The sequence below is a fragment of the Tahibacter sp. genome (genome assembly GCF_032229445.1).
Lineage (GTDB): Bacteria > Pseudomonadota > Gammaproteobacteria > Xanthomonadales > Rhodanobacteraceae > Tahibacter.
This window is the reverse complement of sequence record NZ_JAVTWC010000051.1, coordinates 13991-28056: the sequence shown is the minus strand read 5'-3', so window position 1 is coordinate 28056 and position 14066 is coordinate 13991. Positions and strand designations below refer to the sequence as shown.

Below are 14066 nucleotides of genomic sequence, written 5' to 3'. Positions count from 1 at the left end.
TCGCGCGAAGGATACCTTGACGCTGGGGTGCGCCTGCGACTTACCCCAGCCTATGCGGCTTTCGCTTCGCTCGCGCGTGCGGTCGGCTTGTTGCTGCGCGAACGTAGCCACGCAGCGTATTCGTCGAGGTCGCCATTGAAGGCTTCGACCTTGCCGTCGGCCACGCGCCAGTAGGTATCGCAGACCAGGCCCGTGAGATGCCGGTCGTGCGAGACCAGCACGATGGCGCCGTCGAAATCGCTCAGGGCCTCGGCCAGCGCCTCGCGCATTTCGAGATCCAGATGGTTGGTCGGCTCATCGAGCAGCAGCACGTTGGGCCGGCGCCAGGCGATGAGCGCAAGCGCCAGGCGCGCGCGCTCGCCGCCGGAAAAATTGTCGATGACTTCGAAGGCGCGGTTGCCTGGGAAGAACCAGCGTGCGAGGAAGTCGCGGAACTCCTGCGTCGCGACGCCGGGTGCGATCTCCTTGAGGTGATCGACCGGGCTCATGCCTTCGTGCAGCGACTCGACCGTATGCTGGGCGAAGTAGCCCAACTGCATGTCCTTGTGCGCCATGCGGTCGCCGGTGAGCAGTTCCAGCTCGCCGACCAGGGTCTTCACGAGCGTCGACTTGCCCGCGCCGTTGGGACCAAGCAGGCCGATACGGTCGCCGGCCTCGAGGCCGAAGCCCACGTCACGCAGGATGCGCGTGTCGCCATAGCCCGCGTCGGTGTCGTTGAGGCGCAGCAGCGAGTGCGGCAGTTTTGCCGGTGCGTCGAAGTTGATGCGGATCTGGCGTTCGGCGCGCACGGCTTCGGTGCCGCTGAGCTTGGCCAGCCGCTTGACCCGCGACTGCGCCTGGCGCGCCTTGCTCGCCTTGGCCTTGAAGCGGTCGATGAAGGCCTGCAGGTGGGCGCGTTCGGCCTGTTCCTTCTCGAACGCGATCTGCTGCTGGCGCAGCTGTTCGGCGCGCTGGCGCTCGAAGCTCGTGTAGTCGCCGGTATAGAGCTTGGCGCGGCCTTCGTGCAGGTGCAGGGTATGGGTGCTGACGCCGTCGAGGAACTCGCGGTCGTGGGAAATCATCAGCAGCATGCCCGGATATTTCAGCAGCCATTGCTCCAGCCAGAGTACGGCGTCGAGATCCAGATGGTTGGTCGGCTCGTCGAGCAGCAGCAGGTCGCTCGGCATCATCAGCGCGCGCGCCAGATTGAGGCGGACGCGCCACCCACCGGAGAAATCCGACACCGGCATCGCATGCGTGTCCGCGTGAAAGCCCAGGCCGTGCAGCAGGCGGCCGGCGCGGGCGCCGGCGTCATAGCCGTTGATCGCGGCCAGGTCCTGGTGTGCTTTCGCTACCGCATCCCAGTCCTCGCGTTCCATCGCGTCGGCTTCGGCGCGCAGGATGGCGTGCACCTCCACGTCGCCGGACAACACGAAATCGAGAGCGGAGTCAGGCAGCGACGGGGTCTCCTGCGCCACGCTCGCGATGCGCAACCGGCTCGGCCGGTCGAGGTCGCCGCGGTCGGGCTCGACCTCGCCCTGGATGGCAGCGAACAGGCTGGACTTGCCGCAACCGTTGCGGCCGACCACACCGACGCGCGCGCCGGCGTGCAGGGTCAGGTCGACATCGGACAGCAGCAGGCGTTCGCCGCGGCGCAGGGCGAAGTTTCGGAAAGCAATCATGAGAATCAACAGTGAAGAGGAGTGAGAAACGAGTGGCAGGCCGTAACCGTCGAGGGGAGGGCCACGCCAGGCCAACCGCGAAGTTTACCGGCGGGGCCAGGCGCCTACCACTGTTTTCTCGCTGCGCCTCGACGGCCGTGGTGAGGGAAGAGCACGGGGAGCGAGTAGGACTGCAGCGTCGCCGTCACCCGTTTCTCGCTCCTCTTCCCTATTTCCCCATCAATAAAGCACGATTTCCCCATCAATAAAGCACGCGAGCACGCAGTGTCCCGGGGATCGCCGCCAAGGCGTCCTTGAGTTCGGCTGCGCGCTCCTCAGGCATGGACACGTCGATGACGACGTAGCCGACCTGCGCATCGGTCTGCAGGTACTGGCCGTCGATGTTGACGTTCTCGCGCGAGAACAGGTCGTTGATGCGCGACAGCATGCCCGGCACATTCTGGTGGATGTGCAGCAGGCGCCGGCTGTGCGGGTGTTCGGGCAGGGATGCTTCGGGGAAGTTGACCGCCGACAGGGTCGAGCCGTTATCGCTGTAGCGCACGAGCTTGGCTGCCACTTCCAGGCCGATGTTGTCCTGCGCTTCCAGGGTGCTGCCGCCGACATGCGGGGTCAGGATCACGTTGTGCATGCCGATCAGCGGCGAGACGAAAGCCTCGGCGTTGCCCTTGGGTTCGACCGGGAACACGTCGATCGCCGCACCCGACAGGTGTTCGTTGCGCAGCGCCGCAGCAAGCGCGTCGATGTCGACCACGGTGCCGCGCGAGGCGTTGATCAGGGCGCTGCCGGGACGCATGCGCGAGATCTGTTCGGCCCCCATCATGTTCTGCGTGGCTGGCGTTTCCGGCACGTGCAGCGTGACGATATCCGCGCGGCCGAGCAGATCGTTGAGGCTCAATGCGGGGCGTGCATTGCCGAGCGCGAGCTTGGTTTCGATGTCGTGGTAGATCACGCGCATGCCGAGCCCTTCGGCAAGCAGGCCGACCTGAGTGCCGATGTGGCCGTAGCCGACGATGCCGAGCACCTTGTCGCGGACCTCGAAGCTGCCGGCGGCGGACTTCGACCAGCCGCCGCGATGGCATTCGGCGTTTTTCTGCGGAATGCGCCGCATCAGCAGGATGGCCTCGGCGACGACGAGTTCGGCCACGCTGCGCGTGTTGGAATACGGCGCGTTGAACACCGGGATGCCGGCGGCCTTGGCCGCGCCGAGATCGACCTGGTTCGTACCGATGCAGAAGCAGCCGATCGCGATCAGGCGCTTGGCCTGCACGAGCACTTCGGCGGTCAGCTGGGTGCGCGAGCGGATGCCGAGCAGGTGGGCTTCGGCGATGCGCTGCTTGAGCTCGGCCTCAGGCAGCGATTTGTCGTGGATTTCGATCTGTGAATAGCCGGCGGCCTGGAACGCCTCGACCGCGCTGCGGCTGACGCCTTCGAGCAACAACACGCGGATGTCTTGTTTGGGGTAAGACGTCTTCTTCATTGTTTGATCGCGTCAGGATGTGAGGTGGCGGCCGTGGCGGCAAAGCGGCGACCGGAAGGCAACTATGCCCGGTCAGGCCAGTGTGCCGCAATGCAACACTGGACGGCCAATGACATCGCTGGCAGGCTCGCCAGACCCTCCGAGTAGAGCCTGCATGAACCCCTCGTCCCTTGCCGCGCTGCGCCATCGCCTGCCCGAACTCAAGCTGCTGACCGAGCCTGCGGACCTCGAGCACTACGGCCGCGACTGGACCCGCCGCTGGACCCCGGCCCCGCTTGCGATCGCGCAGCCGGCGAGCGTGGAGGAGGTGCAGACCATCGTGTGCTGGGCCAATGAGCATGGCGTTGCGCTGGTCCCTTCGGGTGGACGCACGGGCTTGTCGGGCGGCGCGGTGGCCGCGCACGGCGAACTCGTGGTCAGCCTCGACCGAATGAACCGTGTGCTCGGCTTCGACGCGATCGACCGGACGCTGACCGTGCAGCCGGGCCTGGCGCTCGAGGCGGTCCACAACGCGGCGCGCGAGCATGGCCTGATCTATCCGGTCGACTTCGGCGCGCGGGGTTCGTGCCAGATCGGCGGCAACATCGCGACCAACGCCGGCGGCATCCGCGTGATCCGCTACGGCAATACGCGCAACTGGATCGCGGGCATCAAGGTGATCACCGGCACGGGCGAACTGCTCGACCTCAATCGTGGCCTGATCAAGAACGCGACCGGCTACGACCTGCGTCATCTGTTCATTGGTTCGGAAGGCACGCTCGGTATTGTGGTCGAGGCGACGTTGGCCCTGACCGACACTCCGCCGCCGTCGCAGGTGATGCTGCTCGCGATCCCGCACATGGATGCGCTGATGCAGGTTTTCGGCGCCTGCCGTGCGCGGCTGTCGCTGAGCGCCTTCGAGTTCTTCACCGATCGCGCGCTGCACCATGTCGCGGCGCACGGGGCGCAGAAACCGTTTGCCGAATCGTCGCCGTACTATGTCGTCACCGAATTCGATGCCGCGGGAGAGGCGCAGCAGTCCGAGGCGCTTTCCGTGTTCGAGCATTGTCTCGAGAACGGCTGGGTCAGCGATGGCGTGATCAGCCAGAGCGAGGCGCAGGCCCGGAGTCTCTGGCGTCTGCGCGAAGGCATCACCGAAAGCCTCGCGCCGCACAAGCCGTACAAGAACGACATCTCGGTGCGGATCGCCGTGGTGCCGGCGTTCCTGCACGCCATGCAGGACCTGCTGACGCGTGAATACCCGCATTTCGATGTGGTCTGGTTCGGCCATATCGGCGATGGCAACCTGCATATCAATATCGTCAAGCCGGCCGAGGTCGACTACGCGGTGTTCATTGCCGAATGCGAGCGGGTGACGGACCTGATGTGTGAAGTGCTGGCGCGTCACGGCGGCAGCATTTCGGCGGAACACGGCATCGGCCTGGTCAAGAAACCGTATCTCGCCAGCGCGCGCAGTGCCGCGGACATCGCGCTGATGCGCGGCATCCGCGCGGTGCTGGACCCGAATGGCATCATGAATCCCGGCAAATTGTTCTGAGCGGCCGTTGCCGGCCGGCCACGCGCCATATCGCAGATCCACATATGAGCCCGCGCCGCGTTGTCGCGTATAAGCGGCGCTGTCGACTTACGAGACCGCAATGAACGCCAGTGACCACGAATCACCGCCGCTGAATCTCGCGCAGACGCGCGAACGCATCGACGCCATAGACCGCGAGATCCAGCAGCTCATCGGCGAGCGCGCGCGCTGGGCGCAACTCGTCGGCAAGGCCAAGGGCGAGCTCAAGGCCGCCGTCGACTATTACCGTCCCGAGCGGGAGGCGCAGGTGCTGCGCATGGTCGTCGACCGCAACGACGGCCCGCTGACCAACGAGGAAATGGTGCGGCTGTTCCGCGAGATCATGTCGGCCTGCCTCGCCCAGCAGGAGCCGCTCAAGATCGGCTTCCTCGGCCCCGAGGGCACCTTCAGCCAGCAGGCCGTGCTCAAGCACTTCGGCCATTCGATCAAGGGATTGCCACTCGCCACCATCGACGAGGTGTTCCAGGAAGTCGCTGCGGGCAACGCCGATTTCGGCGTGGTGCCGATCGAGAATTCGAGCGAAGGCACGGTGAATTCCTCGCTCGACCTGTTCGTGACCTCGTCACTGAAGATCTGCGGCGAGATCGAGCTGCGCGTGCACCAGCATCTGCTCTCGCGCACGACGCGCCTGGACGACATCGAGCGTGTCTATTCGCATCCGCAGTCGCTCGGCCAGTGCAAGGCGTGGCTACGCGCGAATCTGCCGAAGGCCGAGCGCATTCCGGTGTCGAGCAACGCCGAGGCCGCGCGGCGTGCGCGCAACGCCGACGACGCCGCAGCGATTGCCGGCGAGACGGCGGCGCACATCTACGGCCTCAAGGTGCTGGCGCGGCAGATCGAGGACCGGCCCGACAACACCACACGCTTCTTCGTGATCGGCCGCGAGCTGTTCCCGCCCTCGGGTCACGACAAGACCTCGCTGCTGATGTCGGTCAAGGACAAGCCCGGCGCACTGTACGAGTTGCTGACGCCGTTCGCGGACCAGGGACTGTCGATGACCAAGATCGAGTCGCGGCCGGCGCGCACGGGCAAATGGGAATACGTGTTCTTCGTCGAAGTGGAAGGCCATGTCGAAGACGTGCGCATGAGCGGCGCGATCGCCCTGGCCAGCGCCCGCGCGGCCGAAGTCAAGGTGCTGGGTTCCTACCCGGTGGCGCTGCTGTGAGCGGCGACATCATCGACCTCGCCAACGCCGCGACGCGTGCGCTGCGCGCTTACGATCCCGGCCACGACTTGCCGGCATTGCGCAGGGAATACGGCGAACGGCTGATCGAACTGGGTTCGAACGAAACCTCGCTCGGCGCCAGTCCTGCGGTCGCGGCGGCGGTCGCCGCGGCGCTGCCGGATATCTATCGCTATCCCGACCCCAAGGGTGGCTCGCTCAAGCGCGCGCTCGCTGCACAGCTGGACGTCGAGCCGGCGCAGATCGTGCTCGGCAACGGTTCGCATGAACTGCTGATGCTGATCGCGCAGTGCTTTGCCGATGCGCAGACCTCGGTCGTGTATTCGCAGTATGGATTTGCGGTGTTTGCGATTGGCACGGCGGCGGCGGGTGCCCGTCCGATTTGCGTGCCGGCGCTGCCGGCCGACCATGCGACGGCACCGCTCGGACACGATCTGGCCGCGATGGCTGCGGCCGTGCGCGCCGATACGCGGCTCGTGTATGTGGCCAATCCGAACAATCCCACGGGCACCTGGTTCGACGACGCGGCGCTGGATATGTTCCTCGCTGCGTTGCCGGAAACCGTTGTCGTCGTCGTCGACGAAGCCTATGCCGAATACGTGACGGCGCCCGGCACACAGTCTGCTGTTCGCGTGCTGCGCGGGCCGCAGGCGCGCCGCAATCTCATCGTCACGCGCACGTTCTCCAAGGCCTACGCGCTGGCCGGGCTGCGCGTCGGCTATGCGGTCGGATCGGCCGAGGCGATTGCGGTGCTCGAGCGACTGCGCGAATCGTTCAATGTGAATCATCTTGGTCTCGTCGCGGCCGAGGCGGCGCTGGCCGACGCGGCCCATGCCGCGCGCATCCGCGAGCACACGGCCAGCGAGCGCGAATGGCTGGCCGCACGCCTGCGCGAGCGCGGCCTGCGCGTTCTGCCGTCTCAGACCAATTTCGTACTCGTGGATTTTGGCCGGCCGGCCAGCGAGATCGAGGCCCAACTGTTCAGGCACGCCGTCGTCGTGCGGCCCATGGCCGGTTACGGCCTGCCGCAGTGCCTGCGCATCAGCGTCGGCACGCGCGCGGAAAGCGAACGCCTGCTGGAGGCACTCGCATGAGTGGCGGCGGTGAAACCTGGACCAGCACGCGATCGGGCGCGCTAGTCGGGGAGCTGCGTGTTCCCGGCGACAAATCGATCTCGCATCGTGCGGTGATGTTCGCCTCGCTGGCCGACGGCGTGTCGCGGATCAGCGGATTTCTGGAAGGGGAGGATACGCGCGCGACCGCCCGCGCTTTCGCGGCGATGGGCGTGACGATAGAGCAGTCCTCCGACAGCGAGCGCATCGTGCATGGCGTCGGCCTGCACGGTCTGAGCGCGCCGTCTGCCGCGATCGACTGCGGCAATGCCGGCACTGGCATGCGTCTACTGACCGGGATCCTCGCCGGGCAGGCCTTCGATTCGACGCTGACCGGCGACGAATCGCTGTCGCGCCGGCCAATGCGCCGCGTGATCGATCCGCTGAGCCGCATGGGCGCGTGCATCGACGCCGAGGACGGCGGCCTGCCGCCGCTGCGGATTCACGGCGGACGATCGCTGACCGGCATCGACTACGCCCTGCCGGTCGCCAGCGCGCAGGTCAAGTCGGCGCTGCTGCTGGCCGGGTTGTACGCAAACGGCGAGACAACGGTGCGCGAACCGCATCCGACGCGCGACTACACCGAGCGCATGCTCGCCGCATTCGGCTGGCCCGTCGCGTTTTCGGCCGGCATCGCGAAAGTGAGCGGTGGAGGCCATTTGCGCGCGACGAACGTGGTCGTGCCGGCGGATTTCTCCTCGGCCGCGTTCTTCCTCGTCGCCGCGAGCATCGTGCCGGGCTCGGATCTGCTGCTGCGCGAAGTCGGCATCAATCCACGGCGTACAGGTCTGCTCGACGCGTTGAAACTCATGGGTGCCGACATCGTGGCCGAGCGGCCGCGCGAACTCGGCGGCGAAGCGGTCGCCGACCTGCGGGTGCGTCATGCGCCACTGCGCGGCATCGCCGTGCCCGAGGCGCTGGTGCCCGACATGATCGACGAGTTCCCGATCCTGTTCGTGGCCGCCGCGGCCGCGACGGGCACGACCCTGGTCACCGGCGCAGCCGAGCTGCGGGTCAAGGAATCCGATCGCATCGCCGTCATGGCGCAGGGCCTGCGCACGCTCGGCGTGGCGATCCAGGAAACACCTGACGGCGCCGTCATCGAAGGCGGTGCATTGGGCGGGGGCGCGGTCGACAGCGTCGGCGACCACCGCTGCGCGATGGGCTTCGCAGTGGCCGGCCTGATCGCCGACGGCGAGGTGCGTATCCGGGACTGCGCCAACGTCGCTACCTCGTTTCCCGGTTTCGTCGAGCTGGCCAACGGCTGCGGCTTCGCGCTGCGCCGCTGAGTCCGATACGGCGCGAACGCTCTGTTCGCGCGGAACACTTGGCGCCGGACCAAGCTGCTAGACTCGCAAAGTTTGTTCCGCGAGCCAGAGTACCCATGAGCCGATCCGACAAGCCCGTACCCGTGTTGACCATCGACGGGCCGTCGGGCTCAGGCAAAGGAACCATTGCGCGGATCGTCGCAGAGAGGCTGGGCTGGCATCTGCTGGACTCCGGCGCGCTGTACCGGGCGGTCGGCTATGCCGCCTCGATGGCGGGGCTGGATCTGTCCGACACGGAAGCCATGACGCGTTGCGCGGAAACCACGAAGATTACCTTTCGCGATCCCAAAGATGGCCGCGAAACAAGGGTTTACGTCAATTCCCACGATTCCACCGACGATCTGCGCACCGAAACCGTCGGCGCCGTCGCGTCCGCGATCGCGGCGATTCCATCGGTGCGTGCGGCGCTGGTCGACAAGCAGCTGAGCTTCCGCCGCCTGCCGGGCCTGGTCGCCGACGGCCGCGACATGGGCACGGTCATTTTCCCCGACGCCGGGGTCAAGGTGTTCCTGACCGCCAGTGCCGAGGAACGCGCGAAGCGGCGCTATAAGCAGTTGAAGGACAAGGGCCTTGCCGTTACACTTGCGTCCCTTTTGCGCGAGATCGAAGCGCGCGACGCCCGCGATGCGGCGCGTCCCGTGGCTCCGCTGAAGCCGGCACTGGATGCCGTCTTGATCGACTCGACCGGGATGCCCGTGGATGTCGTGGTGGACAAGGTGCTGAGCCTTATCCAACCGGCCTGAACGTCGCCTTCTTCGCTTTTGCACAAAGGGAAATATAGGTCCCGCGTTTGCGGGGAACTCCATGGCGTCCCGGAAAGGCGCCCCAACAGGCAAGCCGGCGGCTACGACGCTTCACCGCGTGCGTGCTGCGGCTTTTTTCCATTATGGAATCAACATGACTGAAAGTTTTGCCGAACTGTTTGAACAGAGCGAAGCCCTGATCAAATTCAAGCCGGGCACCATCGTTACCGGCATCGTGGTCGACATCAAGTCGGACGTGGTTGTCGTCAACGCCGGACTCAAGTCCGAAGGCATCGTGCCGATCGAGCAATTCCGCAATGAACGCGGCGAGCTCGAAGTTGCCATCGGTGACGAGGTCAAGGTAGCTCTCGATTCGCTCGAAAACGGATTTGGCGAGACCATGCTCTCGCGCGAGAAGGCCAAGCGCTCGCTCGTGTGGGACGAACTCGAAGAGGCCCAGAAGGCCAATGCCACCGTCACCGGCCGCATCAGCGGCAAGGTCAAGGGTGGTTTCACCGTCGATATCAAGGACGTCCGCGCATTCCTGCCGGGTTCCCTCGTCGACGTGCGCCCGGTGCGCGATCCGGTCTACCTCGAGGGCAAGGAACTCGAGTTCAAGATCATCAAGCTCGACCGCAAGCGCAACAACGTCGTGGTTTCGCGCCGCGCGGTGGTCGAGAGCGAATTCAGCGCCGAGCGCGAATCGCTGCTGGAAAAGCTGCAGGAAGGCGCCGTCATCAAGGGCGTCGTCAAGAACCTCACCGACTACGGCGCGTTCGTGGATCTGGGTGGTATCGACGGCCTGCTGCACATCACCGACATGGCGTGGAAGCGCGTGCGTCATCCGTCCGAAGTGGTCAACGTCGGCGATGAACTCGATGTCCGCGTGCTGAAGTTCGATCGCGAGCGCAACCGCGTTTCGCTCGGCCTCAAGCAGATGGGCGAGGATCCGTGGGTCAACATCGCCCGCCGCTATCCGTCCAATACCCGCCTGTTCGGCAAGGTTTCCAACGTCACCGACTACGGCTGCTTCGTCGAGCTGGAACCGGGCGTGGAAGGCCTGGTGCACGTGTCCGAGATGGACTGGACCAACAAGAACGTCAACCCGGGCAAGCTGGTCCAGGTCGGCGATGAAGTCCAGGTCATGGTGCTCGACGTCGATGAAGAGCGTCGCCGCATCTCGCTGGGTATCAAGCAGACCCAGTCCAATCCGTGGGAAACCTTCGCGGCCATCCACAAGAAGAACGACAAGGTGCGCGGCCAGATCAAGTCGATCACCGACTTCGGCATCTTCGTCGGCCTGGACGGCGGCATCGATGGCCTGGTCCATCTGTCCGACATCTCCTGGCAGGCTACCGGTGAAGACCTCGTCCGCCAGTTCAAGAAGGGCGACGAAGTCGAAGCCGTGGTGCTGGCCGTGGATCCGGAGCGCGAACGCATCTCGCTCGGCATCAAGCAGCTGGAGCAGGATCCGTTCGGCCAGTTCATGGCCGGCTCGCCGAAGGGCAGCATCGTCAATGGCGTGGTCAGGGAAGTGGACGCGCGCGGCGCAACCATCGACCTCGGCGACGGCGTCGAAGGCTACCTGCGTGCGAACGACATCGCCAAGGAGCGCATCGAAGACGCGACCCAGCATCTGAAGGTCGGCGACAAGGTCGAAGCCAAGTTCATCGGCATGGACCGCAAGGGCCGCACGCTGCAGCTGTCGATCCGCGCCAAGGACGAGGAAGAACTGGCCTCGGTGCTCGAGGAGTACCAGTCCAGCACCCTGGGCACCGCCAAGCTTGGCGCGCTGCTCAAGGAACAGCTGAAGAAGTAAGCACCACGCTGGCCGGGACAGGTTTTCCCGTCCCGGCCGGCAGCTACACCAGAATGGCGGCCCCGGCCGCCATTCTTTTTGGCCGATCGAGGCAACCTCAACAAAAGCACGCCACGCCTCCGCTTTTGGAGCCCCCTTTAGTAAAGGGGGCGGCCAACGCTTCGCGTTGGTCAGGGTTGTGGAGATCTGGTGCCCATCAAAAAAAGCACCGCGCCAGTCACTTGCCCCGAACTTCCTAATGATCGGATTCGCGGAATGCGCTAAGCTCGCGTTCCGTAACGGAACTCTACCCGGCGGAGCCGAACCCACATGACCAAGTCCGAGCTGATCGAGGCCCTGGCCGACCGGCAGAAGCATCTTGCGTTCAACGATGTCGAGTTAGCCGTGAAGAATCTGCTCGAGCAGATGAGCCAGGCGCTGTCCGGCGGCGAACGTATCGAGATACGCGGCTTCGGCAGCTTTTCCCTGCATTTCCGCCCACCGCGCATGGGCCGCAATCCCAAGACCGGCGCCGCGGTTGCCCTGCCGGGCAAGCATGTGCCGCATTTCAAGCCGGGCAAGGAATTGCGCGAACGCGTCAACCAGTCCGAGGAACCCATCCGCTGAGCCTTCGCCCGCGACCGGCGCTGCCGCGCCTCCACCCGGATTCCCCATGCGCGTCGTCTGGATAGTTGCTGCGTTGTTGTTCGCTGCCGTTGGCGCCGTGTTCGGCGCGCTCAACGGCGAAAGCGTTGGGCTCGATTTCTACGCTTTTCAGCTGCAGATGCCCAAGGCTGCCGCTCTGCTGGGCGCGTTGCTGGCTGGCTGGCTGGCCGGCGGCCTGATCCTGTGGCTGGCGGTCGTCATGCCATTGCGTCGCCGCCTGACGCGGCAGCGCCGCGAACTGGTCCGCCGCGACGACGTCGCGACGGTGAGAACGGCGGAATGACAGCCACGGCATGAACCCGCTCTACCTGTTGTTCCTGCTCTTGCCCGTCGCCGCTTTCTCCGGTTGGTGGATAGCCCGCCGGTCCAGTGCGCGTACCTCGGGCGAACGCGTCAACGCGCTATCCAGCACCTACTTCCGCGGCCTGAACTACTTGCTCAACGAGCAGCAGGACAAGGCCATCGAGGTCTTCGTCAAGCTGGCCGAGGTCAATCGCGACACGGTCGAGACACATCTTGCGCTGGGCAACCTGTTCCGCCGGCGCGGTGAGGTCGACCGCGCCATCCGCGTGCACCAGAACCTGATCGCGCGTGAAGACCTCAGCGATGCGATGAAGACCGTGGCGCTGCTGGAACTCGGCGAGGACTACATGCGCGCAGGCCTGCTCGATCGCGCCGAGACCCTGTTTTCCGACCTCGTCGCGATGCGCGCGCATGCGCCCTCGGCGCTCAAGCATCTGATCGCGATCTACCAGCACGAGCGTGACTGGGACAAGGCCATCGCGCATGCGCGCCGGCTCGAGGAAATGACCGGCGAATCGCAGTGCGCCGTCGTCGCCCAGTTCCATTGCGAAATCGCGACCGAGGCGCGCGCTCAGAAGCGTTTCGACGACGCGGCCGAACACATCCAGGCCGCGTTCGATTGCGCGCCGCGCAACGTGCGCGCGAGCATGCTGCAGGGCCAGGTGCTGGCCGACCAGGGACGCTATGCGGAAGCCGTGACTGCTTTCGAGCAGGTCGCCGAGCACGACGTGGACTTCGTGCCGGAGATCCTGCCGCTGCTGCTCGACGCCTACGCCAAGAGCCAGCAGATGCAGCGTGCCGAGGAATTCCTGCGCCGTATCATCGAGCGCTACCACGGCATTTCGCCGGTGCTCGCGCTGACCAAGCTGTATGCGCGCAACCAGGGCGAACAGGTCGCGGTCGACTTCCTGACGCGCCAGTTACGCCAGCGACCTTCCGTGCGCGGCCTGACGGCACTGATCAATGCGACCCTGCACAGCGCCACCGGCGAAGCACGCGAAAACCTGCTGATCCTGCAGGACCTCGCGCGCAAGCTCGTCGAAGGGCAGGCCATGTATCGCTGCAATCGCTGCGGTTTTGGCGCCAAGGCGCACCATTGGCAGTGTCCGAGTTGCAAGAGCTGGGGCTCGGTGCGTCCGATCCACGGCGTGGCGAACGAGTAGCGCCCGTGGATTTCGCCCTTGTACTGCATGCCGCCAGCGCGTTGCTGATCTCGTCGTCGGCAACCGTGCTCGCTCTGCGCTATGCCCAGCGTCGGCGCCTGCTGGATGGACCAGGCCGGCGCCGCGCCCATTCCGTACCGACGCCGCGCGGCGGCGGCATCGCGATCGTCGTCTCGGCGCTGTGCTGCGTCGGACCGGTGCTCGCGCCGGTATGGGCGGCCGCACTGCTGGGCCTGGCCCTGGTCGCGGTGGCCGGCGTGGGCTGGTGGGACGATCACGCCTCGCTGGGCCCCTTGCCGCGCGTCGTGGTGCATCTGCTGGCCGGCGTGGCGCTGGCGGTCGTCGTACTGCGCATCGCGCCGCTTCCGGCCTGGGCAAATGGCCTGGTGGTGGTGCTGGGCTTAGCTGTCGTGCTGAGCACGGCCTGGTCGATCAACCTGCACAACTTCATGGACGGCATCAATGGCTTCCTGACCCTGCAGGCGTTGTGGATCTTTTCCATGGTCGCGGTGCTTGGCGAGCTGGGCCTGCCGCATGGTCTCGGTGCGATACCGGCGCTGCTCGCGGCCGCCTGCCTGGGCTTCCTGCCATTCAATTTTCCGCGCGCGCGGATCTTTCTGGGTGACGTCGGCAGTGGCGCGCTCGGTTTCCTGATCATCGCGGTGCTGTGGCTCGCGGCGATGCGGGAACCGCGCTGGTTCGCCGTCGGTCTGCTGCTGCTGAGCAGTTTCCTGATCGACGCGACGGCGACCCTGAGCTTTCGTTTCTGGCGCGGACGCCGCTGGTATAGTGCGCACCGCGAACATCTCTATCAGTGGCTGGTGCGGCGCGGCTGGTCACATTCCCGAATCGTGGCTCGCTACATGGCCTGGAATCTTCTCCTGATCGCACCCTTTGCCCTGTTCGCGGGCTTGTTCGACGACGAAAACGACATGGCTCCGGTCATTGCGGTGGTCACGGCCTATACGGCCGGGCTGCTGATCTGGCGCCGGTCGCGCCGGGCCATCCTGCGCGAGGTGCGCGCACATGCGTGATTGCTACGCGAGGCGCGTTCCC

The 14066-nt window shown here is 65.7% G+C and carries 11 protein-coding genes and 1 pseudogene; 10 read left to right on the top strand and 2 right to left on the bottom strand.

Translation table 11 applies throughout. The features are described 5' to 3' along the window. Positions 1–62 precede the first annotated feature (62 nt). Together RUU78_RS09915 and serA are read right to left on the bottom strand one after the other, a co-directional pair. A pseudogene (locus RUU78_RS09915) lies at positions 63–1661 on the bottom strand (ATP-binding cassette domain-containing protein); the annotation flags it as partial. A gap of 241 nt (positions 1662–1902) precedes the next feature. Beyond that, a complete protein-coding gene (serA, locus tag RUU78_RS09910) occupies positions 1903–3138 on the bottom strand; it encodes a phosphoglycerate dehydrogenase (RefSeq protein WP_313916117.1) in 1236 nt (411 codons plus the stop codon). A 154-nt stretch (positions 3139–3292) separates the two neighbouring features. Between serA and RUU78_RS09905 the strand changes: the two genes are divergently transcribed. The 10 genes from RUU78_RS09905 (at position 3293) to RUU78_RS09860 (ending at position 14044) form a co-directional block, all read left to right on the top strand. Next, positions 3293–4675, top strand: coding sequence for an FAD-binding oxidoreductase (locus RUU78_RS09905; protein WP_313916115.1), 1383 nt, complete (start codon positions 3293–3295; stop codon positions 4673–4675). A 100-nt stretch (positions 4676–4775) separates the two neighbouring features. Continuing rightward, on the top strand, positions 4776–5879 hold the full coding sequence (gene pheA, locus RUU78_RS09900; protein WP_313916114.1) for a prephenate dehydratase: 1104 nt from the start codon (positions 4776–4778) through the stop codon (positions 5877–5879). Beyond that, the gene (gene hisC / locus RUU78_RS09895; RefSeq protein ID WP_313916112.1) at positions 5876–6991 is read left to right on the top strand and encodes a histidinol-phosphate transaminase; all 1116 of its coding nucleotides are present in this window, start codon (positions 5876–5878) and stop codon (positions 6989–6991) included. The genes pheA and hisC overlap by 4 nt, the downstream gene beginning before the upstream one ends. Then, on the top strand, positions 6988–8298 hold the full coding sequence (aroA, locus tag RUU78_RS09890; RefSeq protein ID WP_313916110.1) for a 3-phosphoshikimate 1-carboxyvinyltransferase: 1311 nt from the start codon (positions 6988–6990) through the stop codon (positions 8296–8298). The genes hisC and aroA overlap by 4 nt, the downstream gene beginning before the upstream one ends. A gap of 95 nt (positions 8299–8393) precedes the next feature. Beyond that, on the top strand, positions 8394–9080 hold the full coding sequence (gene cmk, locus RUU78_RS09885; protein ID WP_313916109.1) for a (d)CMP kinase: 687 nt from the start codon (positions 8394–8396) through the stop codon (positions 9078–9080). Between the two features lie 154 nt (positions 9081–9234). Beyond that, positions 9235–10899, top strand: a complete 1665-nt coding sequence (rpsA, locus tag RUU78_RS09880; protein ID WP_313916107.1) for a 30S ribosomal protein S1 — start codon at positions 9235–9237, stop codon at positions 10897–10899. A 309-nt stretch (positions 10900–11208) separates the two neighbouring features. Next, positions 11209–11505: an integration host factor subunit beta gene (locus RUU78_RS09875; protein ID WP_257386073.1), complete on the top strand. Its 297-nt coding sequence runs from the start codon at positions 11209–11211 to the stop codon at positions 11503–11505. Positions 11506–11551: 46 nt separating this feature from the next. Then, entirely contained in the window at positions 11552–11827 is a 276-nt protein-coding gene (locus tag RUU78_RS09870; RefSeq protein WP_313916102.1) for a lipopolysaccharide assembly protein LapA domain-containing protein, read from the top strand. A gap of 10 nt (positions 11828–11837) precedes the next feature. Further along, positions 11838–13010, top strand: coding sequence for a lipopolysaccharide assembly protein LapB (lapB, locus tag RUU78_RS09865; protein WP_313916100.1), 1173 nt, complete (start codon positions 11838–11840; stop codon positions 13008–13010). 5 nt (positions 13011–13015) lie between these two features. Next, the gene (locus tag RUU78_RS09860; RefSeq protein ID WP_313916097.1) at positions 13016–14044 is read left to right on the top strand and encodes a glycosyltransferase family 4 protein; all 1029 of its coding nucleotides are present in this window, start codon (positions 13016–13018) and stop codon (positions 14042–14044) included. The last annotated feature ends 22 nt before the right edge of the window (positions 14045–14066 follow it).